The sequence below is a fragment of the Streptomyces sp. NPDC029526 genome (assembly GCF_040637405.1).
Classification (GTDB): domain Bacteria; phylum Actinomycetota; class Actinomycetes; order Streptomycetales; family Streptomycetaceae; genus Streptomyces.
Genome location: NZ_JBEZWE010000001.1, coordinates 710250 through 726618, shown reverse-complemented (window position 1 = coordinate 726618; position 16369 = coordinate 710250). Strand labels below are relative to the sequence as shown.

11 protein-coding genes and 1 pseudogene are annotated in these 16369 nt (G+C 72.1%); 3 read left to right on the top strand and 9 right to left on the bottom strand.

The features are described from left to right. Window positions 1-59: 59 nt before the first annotated feature. From AB0F01_RS03190 to AB0F01_RS03180, 3 genes are read right to left on the bottom strand one after another with little or no spacing between them, the layout of a single operon-like run. The gene (locus tag AB0F01_RS03190; protein ID WP_362089385.1) at window positions 60-962 is read right to left on the bottom strand and encodes a metal ABC transporter permease; all 903 of its coding nucleotides are present in this window, start codon (window positions 960-962) and stop codon (window positions 60-62) included. 5 nt (window positions 963-967) lie between these two features. Further along, complete coding sequence (locus tag AB0F01_RS03185; protein WP_362089384.1) at window positions 968-1735, bottom strand: metal ABC transporter ATP-binding protein; 768 nt, start codon at window positions 1733-1735, stop codon at window positions 968-970. 23 nt (window positions 1736-1758) lie between these two features. Beyond that, the gene (locus tag AB0F01_RS03180; protein ID WP_362089382.1) at window positions 1759-2751 is read right to left on the bottom strand and encodes a metal ABC transporter substrate-binding protein; all 993 of its coding nucleotides are present in this window, start codon (window positions 2749-2751) and stop codon (window positions 1759-1761) included. Window positions 2752-2967: 216 nt separating this feature from the next. On the opposite strand from AB0F01_RS03180, the gene AB0F01_RS03175 reads away from it, so the two are divergent. Beyond that, entirely contained in the window at window positions 2968-4350 is a 1383-nt protein-coding gene (locus tag AB0F01_RS03175) for a glycine--tRNA ligase (protein WP_362089380.1), read from the top strand. Between the two features lie 177 nt (window positions 4351-4527). On the opposite strand, the gene AB0F01_RS03170 is transcribed toward AB0F01_RS03175, so the two are convergent. After that, complete coding sequence (locus AB0F01_RS03170; RefSeq protein WP_362089378.1) at window positions 4528-4734, bottom strand: hypothetical protein; 207 nt, start codon at window positions 4732-4734, stop codon at window positions 4528-4530. A 159-nt stretch (window positions 4735-4893) separates the two neighbouring features. Beyond that, a pseudogene (locus AB0F01_RS03165) lies at window positions 4894-6347 on the bottom strand (MFS transporter). A 97-nt stretch (window positions 6348-6444) separates the two neighbouring features. On the opposite strand from AB0F01_RS03165, the gene dusB reads away from it, so the two are divergent. Beyond that, window positions 6445-7599: a tRNA dihydrouridine synthase DusB gene (gene dusB / locus AB0F01_RS03160; protein WP_362089376.1), complete on the top strand. Its 1155-nt coding sequence runs from the start codon at window positions 6445-6447 to the stop codon at window positions 7597-7599. A 270-nt stretch (window positions 7600-7869) separates the two neighbouring features. On the opposite strand, the gene AB0F01_RS03155 is transcribed toward dusB, so the two are convergent. From AB0F01_RS03155 to AB0F01_RS03145, 3 genes are all read right to left on the bottom strand, one after another. Further along, window positions 7870-8007, bottom strand: coding sequence for a methionine/alanine import family NSS transporter small subunit (locus tag AB0F01_RS03155; RefSeq protein ID WP_362089375.1), 138 nt, complete (start codon window positions 8005-8007; stop codon window positions 7870-7872). Then, window positions 8007-9560 carry a sodium-dependent transporter gene (locus tag AB0F01_RS03150; protein WP_362089373.1) on the bottom strand — a complete coding sequence of 518 codons (1554 nt, stop codon included), beginning with the start codon at window positions 9558-9560 and terminating at the stop codon, window positions 8007-8009. The genes AB0F01_RS03155 and AB0F01_RS03150 overlap by 1 nt, the downstream gene beginning before the upstream one ends. A 223-nt stretch (window positions 9561-9783) precedes the next feature. Beyond that, window positions 9784-11880, bottom strand: a complete 2097-nt coding sequence (locus tag AB0F01_RS03145) for a CDP-alcohol phosphatidyltransferase (RefSeq protein ID WP_362090213.1) — start codon at window positions 11878-11880, stop codon at window positions 9784-9786. Window positions 11881-12861: 981 nt separating this feature from the next. On the opposite strand from AB0F01_RS03145, the gene ppdK reads away from it, so the two are divergent. Then, window positions 12862-15609, top strand: a complete 2748-nt coding sequence (gene ppdK, locus AB0F01_RS03140) for a pyruvate, phosphate dikinase (RefSeq protein ID WP_362089371.1) — start codon at window positions 12862-12864, stop codon at window positions 15607-15609. A 141-nt stretch (window positions 15610-15750) separates the two neighbouring features. Here ppdK and AB0F01_RS03135 read toward each other — a convergent pair whose 3' ends face one another. Then, window positions 15751-16185: an excalibur calcium-binding domain-containing protein gene (locus AB0F01_RS03135; protein ID WP_362089369.1), complete on the bottom strand. Its 435-nt coding sequence runs from the start codon at window positions 16183-16185 to the stop codon at window positions 15751-15753. Window positions 16186-16369: the final 184 nt, after the last annotated feature.

The following is a 16369-nucleotide window of genomic DNA, read 5'->3' as shown; positions in this document are numbered from 1 at the left end:
TTGCCTCCTCACGTCTGCACTGCCTGCCCGGCCATTGTGCCAGTCGGGCTTCCGGGCGGTCAGACGCCTGCGCCGTCGCCGCTCGCCCGGCTGGCCGGAATGGCGCACTCGGCCGGTTCCCCGGCCGGCCGCGCGGCCGCGGCGGCACGGGCCCGGCGCCGGGCGAGCGGCGTGGCCAGGGCGGTCAGCACGATGAACGCGCCGATGGTGAGCAGCACGATCGTCGCGCCGGGCGGCACGTCCTGGTAGTAGGAGGTGACCGTGCCGCCGATGGTCACGCTCACCCCGATCGCGACAGCGATGGCGAAGGTGGCGGCGAAGCTGCGGCTGAGCTGCTGGGCCGCCGCGACCGGGACCACCATCAGCGCGCTGACCAGCAGCAGGCCCACCACCCGCATCGCGACCGTCACGGTCACCGCGGCGGTGATCGCGGTGAGCAGGTTCAACAGGCGCACCGGCAGGCCGGTGACCCGGGCGAACTCCTCGTCCTGGCTGACCGCGAACAGCTGGCGGCGCAGCCCGACGGTGACCAGGATCACGAACGCGGCGAGGAAGCTGATCGCGGTGACGTCGGAGGAGGACACCGTCGACAGGGAGCCGAAGAGGTACGAGGTGAGGTTGGCGTTGGAGCCCGTCGGGGCGAGGTTGATGAACATGACGCCGCCGGCCATGCCGCCGTAGAAGAGCATCGCGAGCGCGATGTCACCACGGGTCCGGCCGTACCAGCGGATCAGCTCCATCAGGACGGCGCCGAGGACGGAGACCAGCGTCGCCATCCACACCGGGGACCAGGACAGCAGGAAGCCGAGGCCGACGCCGGTCATGGCGACGTGGCCGATGCCGTCGCCCATGAGGGCCTGGCGGCGCTGGACGAGGTAGATGCCGACGGCGGGGGCGGTGATGCCGACCAGGACGGCGGCGAGCAGCGCCCGCTGCATGAAGGCGTAGTCGAGGATGTCCATCGGATTCAGCTCAGCAGTCCCGTGCGGATCGGTTCGGCACCCGCGGGGGCGTGCGGGTGGACGTGGTCGTGGCCCGGCAGGGCGTGCTGGCCGACGGCCTTCGGCGGCGGGCCGTCGTGGAGCACGCAGCCGTCGCGCAGCACCACCGCGCGGTCGATCAGCGGCTCCAGCGGGCCCAGTTCGTGCAGGACCAGGAGGACGGTGGCGCCCTCGGCGACCTGGTGGCGCAGGGTCGCGGCCAGCACCTCCTGGCTGGCGAGGTCCACGCCCGCCATCGGCTCGTCCATGATCAGCAGTTCGGGTTCGGCGGCGAGCGCGCGGGCGATCAGCACCCGCTGGTGCTGGCCGCCGGAGAGGGCGTCGACGGAGTCCTTCGCGCGGTCCGCCAGTCCGACCAGGTCGAGCGCGCGGCGCACGGCCTCGCGGTCGGACCGGCGGAACAGGCCGAAGCGGGTGCGGGCCAGGCGGCCCGAGGAGACGATCTCGGTGACCGTGGCCGGCACGCCCCCCGCGGCGGTGGTGCGCTGCGGGACGTAGCCGACGCGGGCCCAGTCGGTGAAGCGGCGGCGCGGGGTGCCGAACAGCTCGATCTCGCCGGCCCCGGGCTGCACCTGGCCGATGATGCTGCGCACGGCCGTGGACTTGCCGGAGCCGTTGGCGCCGAGCAGGGCGACGACCTCACCGCGGCGCACGGTGAGGTCGATGCCGCGCAGCACCGGGCGGGAGCCCAGCTCGGCGTGGACACCGCGCAGGGAGATCACGGGCTCGGGCATGGCGTCCTCCGGTGGTCGGACGGTCACTTCGCTCCCAGGGCCTTCTTGAGGGCCGCGAGGTTGGCGTCCATGACCTGGAAGTAGTCCTCGCCGCGGGAGGCGTCGGTGATGCCCTCGATCGGGTCGAGGACGTCGGTGCGCAGCCCGGCGTCGGTGGCGAGGGTCTTGGCGGTCCGGTCGCTGACCAGCGTCTCGTAGAAGACGGTGGTGACGCCTTCGGCCTTCGCCGTGCGCTCCAGTGCCTTCACGCGGGCACCGCTCGGCTCGGACTCCGGGTCGAGGCCGTTGATGGCCTCCTCGGTGAGGCCGTAGCGGTCGGCAAGGTAGCCGAAGGCGGCGTGGGTGGTGATGAAGACGTCGGTGCCGCGGTTCTTCAGCCCGGTCTCGAAGCGGCCGTTCAGCTCGCCCAGTTCGGCGACGAGGGCCTCGGTGTTCTCGCGGTAGTCGGCCGCGTGGTCCGGGTCGGCCTTCGCGAAGGCCGCGCCGACGCCCTCGGCGACCTCGGCGTACTTGACCGGGTCGAGCCAGACGTGCGGGTCCTTGCCGCCCTCGTGGTCGTGACCGTGGTCCTCGGCGTGCTCGTCCTCGTGGCCGTGCTCGTCCTCGTGCTCGTCGCCGTGGCCGTGGTCGTGGTCGTCACCGTGGACGCGCAGGGACGTCAGGGTCGCCGCGTCGATCTTCGTCTTCAGCTCGGCCTGGCCGATGGCCTCGTCGACGGAGGGCTGCAGTCCCTTGAGGAAGAGGGCCGCGTCGGACTCCTGGAGCTGCGCGGTCTGCTTGGCGCTGATCTCCAGGTCGTGCGGCTCCTGGCCGGGCTGGGTGAGAGTGGTGACGTTCACGTGTTCGCCGCCGATCCGCTCGGCGAGGAACGCCATCGGGTAGAACGACGCGACGACGTCGAACTTGTCGGTGTTGCCCACCGCCGCGCTGTCACCGGCGCAGGCGGAGAGGGTGCCGAGGCCGAGAAAGGTGACGGCGGTCACCGCGGCCGTCGGTATGAGTCGTCGTACGTTCATGACAGTCATTTTCAATGATGATGGAAACCGTTGTCAACAACGCACGTGAGGCCCGTGAACGGGGGCCGAATTGGTCCCGGAGCAGGCCACGCCGGTAGCCTGAGAGCTTCGTTGGAAGCAATCGCGCCTCGCCGAGCCCGTCTCCTGACCAGGATCCCCACCGAGGCGCCTCGCGCCGCACCAGTCAGTCACCGTCGTCGTAATGAAGAGAGCACCGTGGCCGCCGACAAGATCGACACCATCGTCAGCCTGAGCAAGCGCCGTGGCTTCGTATTCCCCTGCAGTGAGATCTACGGCGGCCAGCGTGCCGCCTGGGACTACGGGCCCCTCGGTGTCGAGCTCAAGGAGAACCTCAAGCGTCAGTGGTGGCGTTACATGGTGACGTCGCGCGAGGACGTGGTCGGCCTCGACTCGTCCGTGATCCTGGCCCCGGAGGTGTGGGTCGCCTCCGGCCACGTCGCCACCTTCACCGACCCGCTCACCGAGTGCACCGCCTGCCACAAGCGGTTCCGCGCGGACCACCTGGAGGAGGCGTACGAGGAGAAGAAGGGCCGCGCCCCGGAGAACGGCCTGGCGGACGTCAACTGCCCCAACTGCGGAAACAAGGGCCAGTTCACCGAGCCCAAGCAGTTCTCGGGCCTGCTGTCCACCCACCTCGGCCCGACCCAGGACTCCGGCTCCGTCGCCTACCTGCGTCCCGAGACCGCCCAGGGCATCTTCACCAACTTCGCCCAGGTGCAGACCGCTTCGCGCAAGAAGCCGCCGTTCGGCATCGCCCAGATGGGCAAGTCCTTCCGCAACGAGATCACGCCCGGCAACTTCATCTTCCGCACGCGCGAGTTCGAGCAGATGGAGATGGAGTTCTTCGTCAAGCCGGGCGAGGACGAGAAGTGGCAGGAGTACTGGATGGAGCAGCGCTGGAACTGGTACACCGGTCTCGGCCTGCGCGAGGAGAACATGCGGTGGTACGAGCACCCGCAGGAGAAGCTCTCCCACTACTCCAAGCGCACCGCTGACATCGAGTACCGCTTCCAGTTCGGCGGCAGCGAGTGGGGCGAGCTGGAGGGCGTCGCCAACCGCACCGACTTCGACCTCGGCGCGCACTCCAAGGCCTCCGGCCAGGACCTCTCCTACTTCGACCAGGAGGCCGGCGAGCGCTGGACGCCGTACGTCATCGAGCCTGCGGCCGGTGTCGGCCGGGCGATGCTCGCCTTCCTGCTGGACGCCTACGTCGAGGACGAGGCGCCCAACGCCAAGGGCAAGATGGAGAAGCGCACCGTGCTGCGCCTCGACCACCGCCTCGCCCCGGTGAAGGTCGCCGTGCTGCCGCTGTCCCGCAACGCGGACCTGTCGCCCAAGGCGAAGGGCCTGGCCCAGACCCTGCGGCAGAACTGGAACATCGAGTTCGACGACGCCGGCGCCATCGGCCGCCGCTACCGCCGCCAGGACGAGATCGGCACGCCGTACTGCGTCACCGTCGACTTCGACACCCTGGACGACAACGCGGTGACCGTCCGCGAGCGCGACACCATGAAGCAGGAGCGCGTCTCGCTGGACCAGATCGAGGGCTACCTGGCCACCCGCCTCGTCGGCGCCTGATCACCCCGCCCCACCGCCTGACCGGCGGGAACGCCGGGTCCCGGATCACTCCGGGGCCCGGCGTTCCGGCGTTTCCGGCCCGCCGTGCCCGCCGGGGGCGGCCGGCGGGCGCGGGGTCCGCGCGGCTGCGCCCCCGCCGGGCGGTGCAGGGCGGGGCGAGGGGCCGCCGGGCGGGGTTCAGGCCGCCGTCGGGTCCACCGTGGCCTGGTGGGCCTCGGCGAGGTGCTCCTCGGCCTTCAGCCAGGGCAGGAACTGCGCCCCTCTGCGCCAGCCGCAGGTGTCGCAGCGGATGGTGCGCTGCACTCCGGTGCGCCGGACGCGCACGACGTGCTCACGCCCGTGCTGGTCCCAGCGGCTGACCTTGCTCGTGTCGGTCTGCGTCATGACGGCTCCGGCATCCGCGTGCGGGTCTCGACCCGGCACGTCCCCGGGCCGGGGGCGTGCCACGTCCCCGGCCCGGGGGACCGAGCGGGGACGACAAGGAGTGTGCAGCAAGACCAACATCAACAGGGGTACGCGGGGCGGGAGTCGGGCCCGGCGCGGTCAGCGTCCCGCCCCCGCCGCCTCGCGGATCTCCGCCGACTCCAGCCGCTCGGCCGTGCGCAGCGCCGTCGCGCGCGCCCAGCGGCCCGAGGTCAGCGCGCCCACCACCAGCACCGCCAGCCCGCACCCGGCCAGGACCCACCAGGCGGGCCCCGCCGCGGACACGAAGGCGTCCGCGTACGACGACGACCCCACGCCCGCCGCCAGCACCGCGCCGACCACCGCCACGCCGAGCGTGCCCCCCAGCTGCCGGCTGGTGGACGCCACCGCCGAGGCCACGCCCGCCTGCGCCCGGGGCATCCCGGAGACGGCGGTGTTGGTGATGGGGGCGTTGACGAAGCCGAAGCCGATGCCGAACAGGACGTAGCCCGCGAACAGCGTGCCGTCGGACGTCTCCGCCTCGAACAGGGCGAAGAGCAGCCCGCTCGCCGTCATCGCCACGCCCGCGATCAGCAGCGGCACGCGTGGCCCGCGGCTGCCGACCAGCCGCCCGGACAGCGGGGCGCACAGGAACGTCGGCGCGGCCAGCGGCAGCATCCACAGCCCCGCCTCCAGGGCGCTCAGCCCGCGCACGTTCTGCAGGTACAGGGTGGACAGGAACAGGAAGCCGGACAGCGCGGCGAACGAGCACACCGCGATCACCGTGGCCCCGCTGAACGGCGCGGAGCGGAAGAACCGCAGGTCGATCAGCGGTTCGTGGCGGCGCGGCTCGTGGTACAGCAGCCCGGCCAGGGCGGCCAGGGAGACGACGGCGATGGGGGCGACCGTGGACAGCGGCGCGTGCGGGGCCTCGATGATCGCGTACGTCAGCGTCCCGAACAGGGCGATGACCAGCAGCTGTCCGACCGGGTCGGCGCGGCGGGCCCGGGGTGCCCGGGACTCGGGGACGAAGCGCCAGGTCAGCAGGAGCGCGGCGAGGCCGACGGGCACGTTGACCCAGAAGATCGAGCGCCAGCCGACCGATTCCACCAGCAGACCGCCGACGAGCGGGCCGGCGGCCATCGAGACGCCGACCACCGCGCCCCACACGCCGATCGCGCGGGCCCGTTCGCGCGGGTCGGTGAAGGTGTTGGTGATGATCGACATGGCGACCGGGTTGAGCATCGAACCGCCCACCGCCTGCACCATGCGGAAGGCGATGAGGGCCTCCAGGCTCGGGGCGAGGGAGCACAGCACCGAGCCCAGGGTGAAGACCACCAGGCCCGCGCTGAAGACCCGTTTGCGGCCGATGCGGTCGGCGGTGGAGCCCGCCAGCATCAGCAGCGACGCCAGGACCAGGGTGTAGGCGTCGATGGTCCACTGCAGGCCCGCAGGCCCGCGGTGCTCGCGTCGAACTCCCGCTGGAGCGCCGGCAGCGCGACGTTCAGCACGGTGTTGTCCAGGCTCACGATCAGCAGACTCATGCAGCAGATCGCGAGCACCAGGAGCCGGCGGCGCGGGCTGAGCTCGGGCATGGACCCCATCGTACGCACGCATCAATAGTGCGCCTAACTAATGGCTGATGCACGGGCAGCGCGCCGGGCAGCGGGCCGGATGCGTGACAATGGGGGAATGCCCACGCCCACCGCCGCCCCCGGATCCACCCTGGCGATCGGCCCGCACACGGTGTCGCCGCCGGTCGTGCTGGCCCCCATGGCCGGGATCACCAACGCCCCCTTCCGTACCCTGTGCCGCGAGTTCAGCGGGGGGAAGGGGCTGTTCGTCAGCGAGATGATCACCACCCGGGCGCTGGTCGAGCGCAACGAGAAGACCCTGCAGCTGATCCACTTCGACGCGAGCGAGACCCCGCGCTCGATCCAGCTGTACGGCGTGGATCCGGCGACCGTCGGCAAGGCCGTCCGCATGATCGTCGACGAGGACCTCGCCGACCACATCGACCTCAACTTCGGCTGCCCGGTCCCCAAGGTCACCCGCAAGGGCGGCGGCTCCGCCCTGCCCTACAAGCGGAACCTGCTGCGCGCCATCCTGCGCGAGGCGGTCGCCGGGGCCGGGGACCTGCCGGTCACCATGAAGATGCGCAAGGGCCTCGACGACGACCACCTGACCTACCTGGACGCCGGGCGCATCGCCGTCGAGGAGGGCGTGACCGCGATCGCCCTGCACGGCCGCACCACCGCCCAGCACTACGGCGGCACGGCCGACTGGGACGCCATCGCCCGCCTGAAGGAGCACGTCCCGGAGATCCCGGTCCTCGGCAACGGCGACATCTGGTGCGCCGAGGACGCGTTGCGGATGGTCCGGGAGACCGGCTGCGACGGCGTGGTCGTGGGGCGCGGCTGCCTGGGCCGGCCGTGGCTGTTCGCGGACCTGGTGGCCGCCTTCGAGGGCCGCCCCCACGAGGCGGTGCGCCCCGGGCTGCGCGTGGTCGCCGACGCGATGGTCCGGCATGCCACCCTGCTCGGGGAGTGGATGGGCGACGAGACCCGGGGGGTGACCGACTTCCGCAAGCACGTCGCCTGGTACCTCAAGGGTTTCGCCGTCGGCTCCGAGATGCGCCGTCGGCTGGCGGTCACGTCCTCGCTGGCCGAACTGCGGGCCGGGCTCGACGAACTGGACCTCGACCAGCCCTGGCCGACGGGCGCCGACGGTCCCCGCGGGCGCACCTCCGGCAACAACCGGGTGGTGCTGCCGGACGGCTGGCTGAACGACCCGTACGACTGCGCGGGCGTCGGCGAGGAGGCCGAACTGGACACCTCGGGCGGCTGAGCGGCACCGCCCCGGCGGGGCGGCGGGCCGGGCGGGGGCGCGGCGGGCGGCCGGGCGGGGGCGCGGCGGGCGGCCGGGGGTACGGCGGACCTGCTGGGCGGGGTGCCGGGCCGGCCGTGGGTGCGCCCGAGTCGCCCGTATGTGTGCCCGAGCCGGCAGGAGGTGTGCCGGGCCGGCCGGTCGGTGTGCCGGGCCGGCCGGGCGGTGTGCCGGTTGCCGTACGGCTCCGCTCCGGGCGGGAGCGGAGCCGTACGGGGGTCACCGGGCGGTTCAGGCCGTCGGCTCGGCCGTGGGCCCGTCGTCCTCGGGACGCTCGGGGTGCCGGCGCAGGTGGACGATGGCGCCCACCAGACCGCCCCAGACGATCACGATGGCCACGATCAGCATGATGATCGCACTCGTCGACATCAGTTCTCCTCCTTTTCGATCGCCGCGGAGCCGGAGCCGACCCCCACGCCCGCCTCCTCGACGGGCTCGGCGCCGGCGGAGCGCCAGGGCAGCAGACTGAGGATCACGGCCACGATCACCGCCCCGGCGGCGACACCCCAGCCGGCCCAGAGCAGGAACGAGGTCGGGTAGCCCTCGTAGTTCTCCGAGAACTCCGCACGCAGGCTGTCGACCATCATCCAGCCGAGCACCAGCGGGGTGACGATGCCCAGGCAGATCAGCCACCAGCGGCCGAGCCGCATCGCGGAGGCCTCGTTGGCGTGCTGCTGGAAGGCCGGCAGGCGGCGCAGGACCCAGCCGATGACGACGAGCACGACCAGCGCGGCGAGCGCGACGCCGTACTGGTTGATGAAGTGGTCGGCCGCGTCCAGCAGGTAGATGCCGCTGTCGGTCGGGAAGAGGAGGATCGACACCAGGGCGATGGCCCCGCCGACGCCCAGCACCGCCGGGACCCGGCGCATGCCGGTGCGGTCCTGCACGGCGGCGATGACCACCTGCACGATGCTGATCAGCGAGGTCAGACCGGCGATCACCAGCGAGCCGAAGAACAGCGCGCCGAACAGCGCGCCCATCGGCATCTGCGAGATGACCGTCGGGAAGGCGATGAACGCCAGGCCGATGCCGGAGCTCGCGACCTCGTCGACCCCGACGCCCTGGGCCGCGGCCATGAAGCCGAGGGTGGCGAAGACGCCGATGCCCGCGAGGATCTCGAAGGCGCTGTTGGCGAATCCGGCGACCATCGCGGTGCCGGTGAGGTCCGCCCGCCTCCGCAGGTAGGAGGCGTACGTGATCATGATGCCGAAGCCGATGGAGAGCGAGAAGAAGATCTGCCCGTACGCGGCGACCCACACGCTGCCGTCGCCGAGCGCCGACCAGTCCGGCCGGAACAGCCCGTCCAGCCCCTTGCCCGCACCGTCGAGCGTGAGCGCGCGGCCCACCAGGACGACGAAGAAGACCACCAGCAGCGGGATGAAGAACTTGTTGGCCTTCTCGATTCCGTTGCGGATGCCGAGCGCCAGGATGACCAGGACCACCGCCCACACCGCGATCAGCGGCCAGAGCACCCCGCCGACGTAGTCGGAGACGAAGCCGGGCGCGTCGGCGGCCTGGAGGAAGTCGCCGAAGAAGAAGGCGTTGGCGTCGTCGCCCCACTGCTCGCCGAAGGAGTAGCCGATGTACCGGACCGCCCAGGCGATGATGACGGCGTAGTAGGCGGCGATCACGAAGCAGATCGCGACCTGCCACCAGCCGATCGCCTCCGCGGGCCGGGAGATCTGCCGGAAGGCCGCCGGGGGCGACTTCCGGTACTTGTGGCCGATCGAGTATTCGAGGATCAGCAACGGGATGCCAGCGGTCAGCAGCGCGACGAGATACGGCAGGAGGAAGGCCCCGCCGCCGTTCTCGTAGGCAACGGCGGGGAAGCGCCAGATGTTGCCGAGCCCGATCGCCGATCCGATCGCGGCGAACAGGAAACCTGCGCGGCTCCCCCACTGCTCACGGGAAGGATTGGACATGATCACGGTTCCTTGGTCATTTTCTTTGCGTAGCGCGGCACGCTAGCAAGAGGAACGCGCGCGGAACAGGGTGTTCCGTCCAGTGGGCGGGCGCGTCGGCGGGACCTGGCACGGGGTGTCGTCCGAGGTCACGGCCTGGTCGCGTCAGGGTCGCGGCCGGGTCGCGACCGTGAGCGACCGGGGCGCGGCTCCGGCCGTGCAGCGGGCCGTGGCGCCGGCCGTGTCACCCGGCGGTGGGGTGCGGGGTGGAGCCGTAGGCGGTCAGGAAGCGGTCGCGGAAGGCGTCCATCCGCCACACCGGGGCGTCCTTCGCCGGGGTGAGCCCTTCGGTCCAGTTCCAGTCCGCGATCTTCTCCAGCACCTCCGGGTCCTTGGCGACCACCGACACGGGCACGTCCCGGCTCGCGCCGCTGCCGCTGACCCGGGCGATCGGCTGGTGGTCGCCGAGGAACACCAGCACGGTGTCGTCGGTGCCGTAGCGCTCCAGCCACCGGGTGAGGCTCTCGACCGAGTACGAGACGGACCTGCCGTACGCACGCCGGGATCTCGCGGAGTCGGTGACGAGGTCGCCGGGGTCCTCGCCCGCCTGCCGGATCGCCTCGAAGACGGAGCCGTCGCCGAGGTCCTCCCAGTCGACCAGCTCGGGCAGTGGCGCCCAGGGCTGGTGACTGGAGGTCAGGATGATCTCCGCCATCAGCGGCCGGTCGCGTTCCCTGCCGTGCTCCAGCCGCTCGAACGCCTCCAGCGCGTACTGGTCGGGCATCGTCGACCAGCTGAACTTCGGTCCCCGGTAGCCGAGCTGGAAGGCGTTGTAGACCTTCTCCAGGCCGTACCACTCCGCCTCCGGCCACGCCTTCTGCACGCCCGGCATCACCCCGACCGTGTCCCAGGCGCCGGTCCGGCGGAACGCCTCGGTGAGGGTGAGGTGGTCACCGGCGGTGGTGACGGTGCGGTAGCGCTGCTGGTTGTCGATCCACAGGCCGGACAGCGCGGTCGAGTGGCCGAGCCAGCTGCTGCCGCCGTACGTGGAGGAGGTCAGCCAGCCGCTGCGCGCCCGGTACCCGGCCTTCGCCAGCGCCTCGGTGCGCGCCCGCAGGGTGCGGGTGACGCCGGGGGCGATGGCCGGGTCCTCGACGGCGCTGCGGCCGTAGCTCTCGATGAACGCGAGGACGACGTCCTTGCCCCGCAGGTCCGGCAGCAACTGGTCCGGGGGCGTCGCCCCGAAGGTGTCCGACCGCGACTCCCGGGCGAACGCGGCCTCGTCGCGCAGGGTGTCCGCGACCCGGTCGGCCTGGCTCCGCACCGTGTCGACGGCCCGGTCGGAGGCGACCGGCACACCGGCGATCTGCACGCCCAGCGCGGTGCAGGCGATCCACGCCGTGCCCGCGATCAGCGTGCCCCGGGTGGCGCGGGGACGGTGCCGGTCCAGCAGGGCGCCGAGACGGACGGTGGCCAGCGCGGTGCCGGCCACCACCAGCAGCACCAGGACGACCGCGCCGACGGACGCGGCTGCGGCGGCGGCACCGCCCAGGGTGTCCGCGACGTAGGCGTGGGCGTCGTCGAGCAGTTCCCAGTCGAGCACGAGGTTGAAGCCCCGGCCCAGGTACTCCTCGAACCCGATGTCGAGCAGGTTCAGCACGGTCAGCAGTCCGATGCCGGTACCGCACAGCGCGGCCACGACGGTCCGGGGCCGGCGGGGGAGGGCGAGCAGCAGCGCCGCGCCGACGACCGCCTCGGCCGGGATCCGGGTGAACCGGTTGGGGCGCAGCGCACCGCCCGTGTCGGGGAGCAGCAGGGCACCCACGACGAGCACGGCGGCGAGGACGTGCACCGTGCGGCGCAGGTTCCGGGCGGCACGCGGCCGGTCCCGGCGCCACCGGGCGAAGCGGCCGGGCGGCGCGTCCGCCGGTTGCCGGCCGGCGGCCTCCGGGGCCGGAGCGGGGTCCTCCGGGGTGGGAGCGAGTTCGGTCGGGGCGGGAGCCGGGTCCTCCGGGTGGGTGCGGCGAGGGGCGTCCGGGCCGGAATCGGCACCGTCCCGGGCGGCGTCGGGGGCGGAGTCGGCCGGACGGGGGTCGCTGGGGCCGGTGTCGGCCGGACGACGGGGGCGGTCGGGGTCGGCGGGGCCGGTGTCGGCCGGATCAGGGCCCCCGGGGCTGGGTTCGGCCGCGTCCTGCGCGTCCGGACCGGCGGCTCCCGGATCGACGGCGCCCGGATCGACGGCGCCCGGACCGGAGGTGTCCGGACCGGAGGTGTCCGGACCGGTGGCGTCCGGCGCGGGAGCGGCGGGACGCTGGCCAACCGGACCGGGAGCAACGGGGATGTGGACGGCCGGACCGGGAGCGAGGGGGCCCTGTCCGTCCGGACCGTGCTCATCTGAGCCGGGTTCGGCCGGACGGGCCCCTTCTGCGTCGGGTTCGGCCGGACGGCCATCCCCCGAGCCGGGCCCGGCTCCCTCCGACGCGCTCTCCTCCGGTTCGGCGGGCCCGGCTTCCCGGCCTGCTCCCCGCGCGTCGGCGCTCGCGGCCTCCTGGTCCGTTTCCCGCGCGTCGGTGCTTTCGGCCCGCTGGTCCGCTTCCCGCGCGTCGGCGCTCTCGACCTCCAGGCCCGCTCCCCGCTCGGCGGGGCCGTCGGCCCCCCGGTCACCGTCGGGCTCCCGGCCGGTGCCCGGCTCCCGGCCGGTGCCCGGCTCCCGGCCGGTGCCCGGCTCCCGGGTGCCGTCGGGCGCCTCGGGCCGCTCCTTCCCTCCGTCCCCGTCGGTCGTGCGATGTGGCCGGAGCGAGCGTGTGTAGCCAGGCACCCGGAGGTCCTTCCGTACCCGTGCGGAACTCGGTTGGAGGGGCGGACCCGGCGTGGGGGTCCGGGTCCGCCGCCGTTCCGTACGGGCGCGCCGACCGGAACGTTCAGCCGGGGCGCCGTGCGGGTCCGCATGGTGAAATGCCGGCCGGTGTGGCAGCGTGATTCTCGCCACCCTTGATAAGGGGTGCGCTCAGATGAGCGGATCTAGAGCGGCTGCACTTCTGGAAAGAATGGCACTCAGTGCCATTCGATGATCGTTCATCGAGCGAAAACAGAGGTGGGCATCGCCGCTCAGGTGAGCGGACAAGGTGGCCTTATGTGCAGGGCTCCGTTCAAGAAGTGAAAACATGCGGCGGTCAGGGCTTGCCAAGCCTTGACTTTCGATCCACTGGCGAGCAGGTGGTTACAGGCGCATGACGCGTCGGTGGACGTATCCACGAGCCTTCGATCTGGGTACATTCCTCGCCGTCAGGGCAGCCACCGCGTCCTCGAGGAGTCGAGACCCGTGTCGGAAAACAAAGATCCCCAGGTACCTGGGCACGGTAAGAGTGTTGACAGCGTGAAGTTCGTCTATGACTTCACCGAGGGCAACAAGGACCTCAAGGACCTGCTGGGCGGCAAGGGTGCCAACCTCGCCGAGATGACCAATCTGGGTCTCCCGGTGCCACCCGGCTTCACCATCACCACGGAAGCCTGCAAGGTCTACCTGGACAGCGGCGAGGAGCCGCCCGCCCTCCGGGACGAGGTGAGTGCGCACCTCGACGCCCTGGAGAAGACCATGGGCAAGAAGCTGGGCCAGGCCGACGATCCCCTCCTCGTGTCGGTCCGTTCCGGTGCCAAGTTCTCCATGCCCGGCATGATGGACACCGTCCTGAACATCGGCCTGTCCGACAAGTCCGTGCAGGGCCTGGCCAAGCAGGCCGGCGACGACCGGTTCGCCTGGGACTCCTACCGGCGCCTGATCCAGATGTTCGGCAAGACCGTGCTGGGCGTCGACGGCGAGCTGTTCGAGGACGCGCTGGAGGCGGCGAAGGCGGCCAAGAAGGTCACGGTCGACACCGAACTGGAGGCCGCCGACCTCAAGAAGCTGGTCACCAAGTTCAAGAAGATCGTCAAGACCGAGGCCGGCCGGGACTTCCCGCAGGACCCGCGCGAGCAGATGGACCTCGCCGTCAAGGCGGTCTTCGAGTCCTGGAACGGCGACCGCGCCAAGCTGTACCGCCGCCAGGAGCGCATCCCGCACGACCTCGGCACCGCCGTCAACATCTGCTCCATGGTGTTCGGCAACCTCGGCCCGGACTCCGGCACCGGCGTCGCCTTCACCCGTGACCCCGCCTCCGGCCATCAGGGCGTGTACGGCGACTACCTGCAGAACGCGCAGGGCGAGGACGTCGTGGCCGGCATCCGCAACACCGTGCCGCTGGCCGAGCTGGAGACGATCGACAAGAAGTCGTACGACCAGCTGATGCAGATCATGGAGACCCTGGAGAACCACTACCGGGATCTCTGCGACATCGAGTTCACCATCGAGCGCGGCCAGCTGTGGATGCTCCAGACCCGCGTCGGCAAGCGCACCGCGGGCGCCGCCTTCCGCATCGCCACACAGCTGGTCGACCAGGGCCTGATCGACGAGGCCGAGGCCCTGTGCCGGGTCAACGGCGCCCAGCTCGCCCAGCTGATGTTCCCCCGCTTCGACGAGGACGCCAAGGTCGCCCAGGTGGGCCGCGGCATCGCCGCCTCCCCGGGCGCGGCCGTCGGCAAGGCGGTCTTCGACTCCTACACCGCCGTGAAGTGGTCCCGTTCCGGCGAGAAGGTCATCCTCATCCGCCGTGAGACCAACCCCGACGACCTGGACGGCATGATCGCCGCCGAGGGCATCCTCACCTCCCGCGGCGGCAAGACCTCCCACGCGGCCGTCGTCGCCCGCGGCATGGGCAAGACCTGTGTCTGCGGCGCCGAGGAGCTGGAGGTCGACACCAAGCGCCGGCGGATGACGGTGCCCGGCGGGCACGTCGTCGAGGAGGGCGACCTGATCTCCATCGACGGCTCCTCCGGCAAGGTCTACCTGGGCGAGGTCCCGGTCGTGCCGTCGCCGGTCGTGGAGTACTTCGAGGGCCGGATGCACCCGGGCGCCGACGACGCCGACGAACTCGTCGAGGCCGTGCACCGGATGATGGCGTTCGCCGACCGCAAGCGCCGGCTGCGGGTGCGCGCCAACGCCGACAACGCCGAGGACGCGCTGCGCGCCCGCCGCTTCGGCGCCCAGGGCATCGGCCTGTGCCGCACCGAGCACATGTTCCTCGGTGACCGCCGCGAACTGGTCGAGCGGCTGATCCTGGCCGACACGGAGGACGAGCGCGAGGAGTCGCTGAAGGCCCTGCTGCCGCTCCAGCGGCAGGACTTCGTGCAGCTCTTCGAGTCGATGGACGGCCTGCCGGTCACCATCCGCCTGCTCGACCCGCCGCTGCACGAGTTCCTGCCCGACATCACCGAGCTGTCGGTGCGCGTCGCGCTCGCCGAGTCCCGGCAGGAGCCGCACGAGAACGAGCTGCGCCTGCTCCAGGCCGTGCACCGGCTGCACGAGCAGAACCCGATGCTGGGTCTGCGCGGCGTCCGGCTCGGCCTGGTCATCCCCGGCCTGTTCACCATGCAGGTGCGGGCCATCGCGGAGGCGGCGGCCGAGCGCCGGGGCGCCAAGGGCGACCCGCGGGCGGAGATCATGATCCCGCTGGTCGGCACCGTCCAGGAGCTGGAGATCGTCCGTGAGGAGGCCGACCAGGTCATCGCCGAGGTCGAGGCGGCCACCGGCACCTCGCTGAAGCTGTCCGTCGGCACGATGATCGAGCTGCCGCGCGCCGCGCTGACCGCCGGTCAGATCGCCGAGGCGGCGGAGTTCTTCTCCTTCGGCACCAACGACCTCACCCAGACGGTGTGGGGCTTCTCCCGGGACGACGTGGAGGCCAGCTTCTTCACGGCCTACCTGGAGAAGGGCATCTTCGGGGTGTCGCCGTTCGAGACGATCGACAAGGACGGCGTCGGCTCCCTGGTGAAGCTGGCCGCGAAGGCCGGCCGCGCGACGCGGCCCGACCTGAAGCTGGGCGTCTGCGGCGAGCACGGCGGTGACCCCGAGTCGGTCCACTTCTTCCACGAGGTCGGCCTGGACTACGTCTCCTGCTCCCCGTTCCGCATCCCGGTCGCCCGCCTGGAGGCTGGCCGCGCCGCGGTCACCTCGGAGGGCAGCGACCACCGCTGACCCCGCCCGGGGCGCACGACCCCGGAGCCGCTGTCTGTCACCCGACCACCCTCACCGATCGGCAGCGGCTCCGGATCACGAACGGCCGGAGGGCGGCACCCGTGCGGGGGAGCCGCCCTCCGGCCTGTAGTGCGGGGCGCCTCAGCCGGTGTCGCCGCGGCGCCGGCGGGCCGCGAACAGCACGCCGCCGCCCGCCAGCAGGACGGCCGCGCCGCCCGCCGCGAGGTACGGGGTGGCGCTGCTGCCGCCGGTCTCCGCGAGGTCCGCACCGCCCTGCTCCCCGGCGCCGGAACCGGTGCCGGAACCGGCGCCGGTGTCCTTGCCGGTGCCGCCGGCGGGCTTGTCGTCGTCGTTGTGCGGGACGAAGTCCGCGGGCGGCTGGTCGCAGCCGACGCCGTCGTTGTCGCGGTCCAGGTGCTTGCCGTAGTGGTCGTCGCCCTTCGCGATGCTCTCGTACCCGGCGGCGTACGCCTCGGAGCAGTTCTTGAACGGGTGGGCGCCGTCGTGGGCCACGGCGGTGGCGGGAACGACGGCGAGCGCGACGGCGGCGACGGCCACGGTCACGGCGGCAGGCATACGGAACACGGTCACAGGGAGCCCCCCAGCGGTGTGCGGATGTCCGGCGGCACGACCGCTTCCCTGGCGGTCCGCCGGATGTGGGATGCCGACGTTAGGGGAGGGACTGTGGTGTGCTGTGCCCCTATGACGGACCCGTGATGCGAACGTGACGTGACCGCCCGGTAGCCGTCCGTCAAGGCGA

What these genes read in the sequence shown, in the direction of transcription:
- AB0F01_RS03185 (WP_362089384.1), bottom strand. Translation starts at nt 1,735, where the DNA reads ATGCCCGAGCCCGTGATCTCCCTGCGCGGTGTCCACGCCGAGCTGGGC.
- AB0F01_RS03150 (WP_362089373.1), bottom strand. Translation starts at nt 9,560, where the DNA reads ATGTCCAATCCTTCCCGTGAGCAGTGGGGGAGCCGCGCAGGTTTCCTG.
- AB0F01_RS03180 (WP_362089382.1), bottom strand. Translation starts at nt 2,751, where the DNA reads ATGAACGTACGACGACTCATACCGACGGCCGCGGTGACCGCCGTCACC.
- AB0F01_RS03190 (WP_362089385.1), bottom strand. Translation starts at nt 962, where the DNA reads ATGGACATCCTCGACTACGCCTTCATGCAGCGGGCGCTGCTCGCCGCC.
- AB0F01_RS03170 (WP_362089378.1), bottom strand. Translation starts at nt 4,734, where the DNA reads ATGACGCAGACCGACACGAGCAAGGTCAGCCGCTGGGACCAGCACGGG.
- dusB (WP_362089376.1), top strand. Translation starts at nt 6,445, where the DNA reads ATGCCCACGCCCACCGCCGCCCCCGGATCCACCCTGGCGATCGGCCCG.
- AB0F01_RS03135 (WP_362089369.1), bottom strand. Translation starts at nt 16,185, where the DNA reads ATGCCTGCCGCCGTGACCGTGGCCGTCGCCGCCGTCGCGCTCGCCGTC.
- AB0F01_RS03155 (WP_362089375.1), bottom strand. Translation starts at nt 8,007, where the DNA reads ATGTCGACGAGTGCGATCATCATGCTGATCGTGGCCATCGTGATCGTC.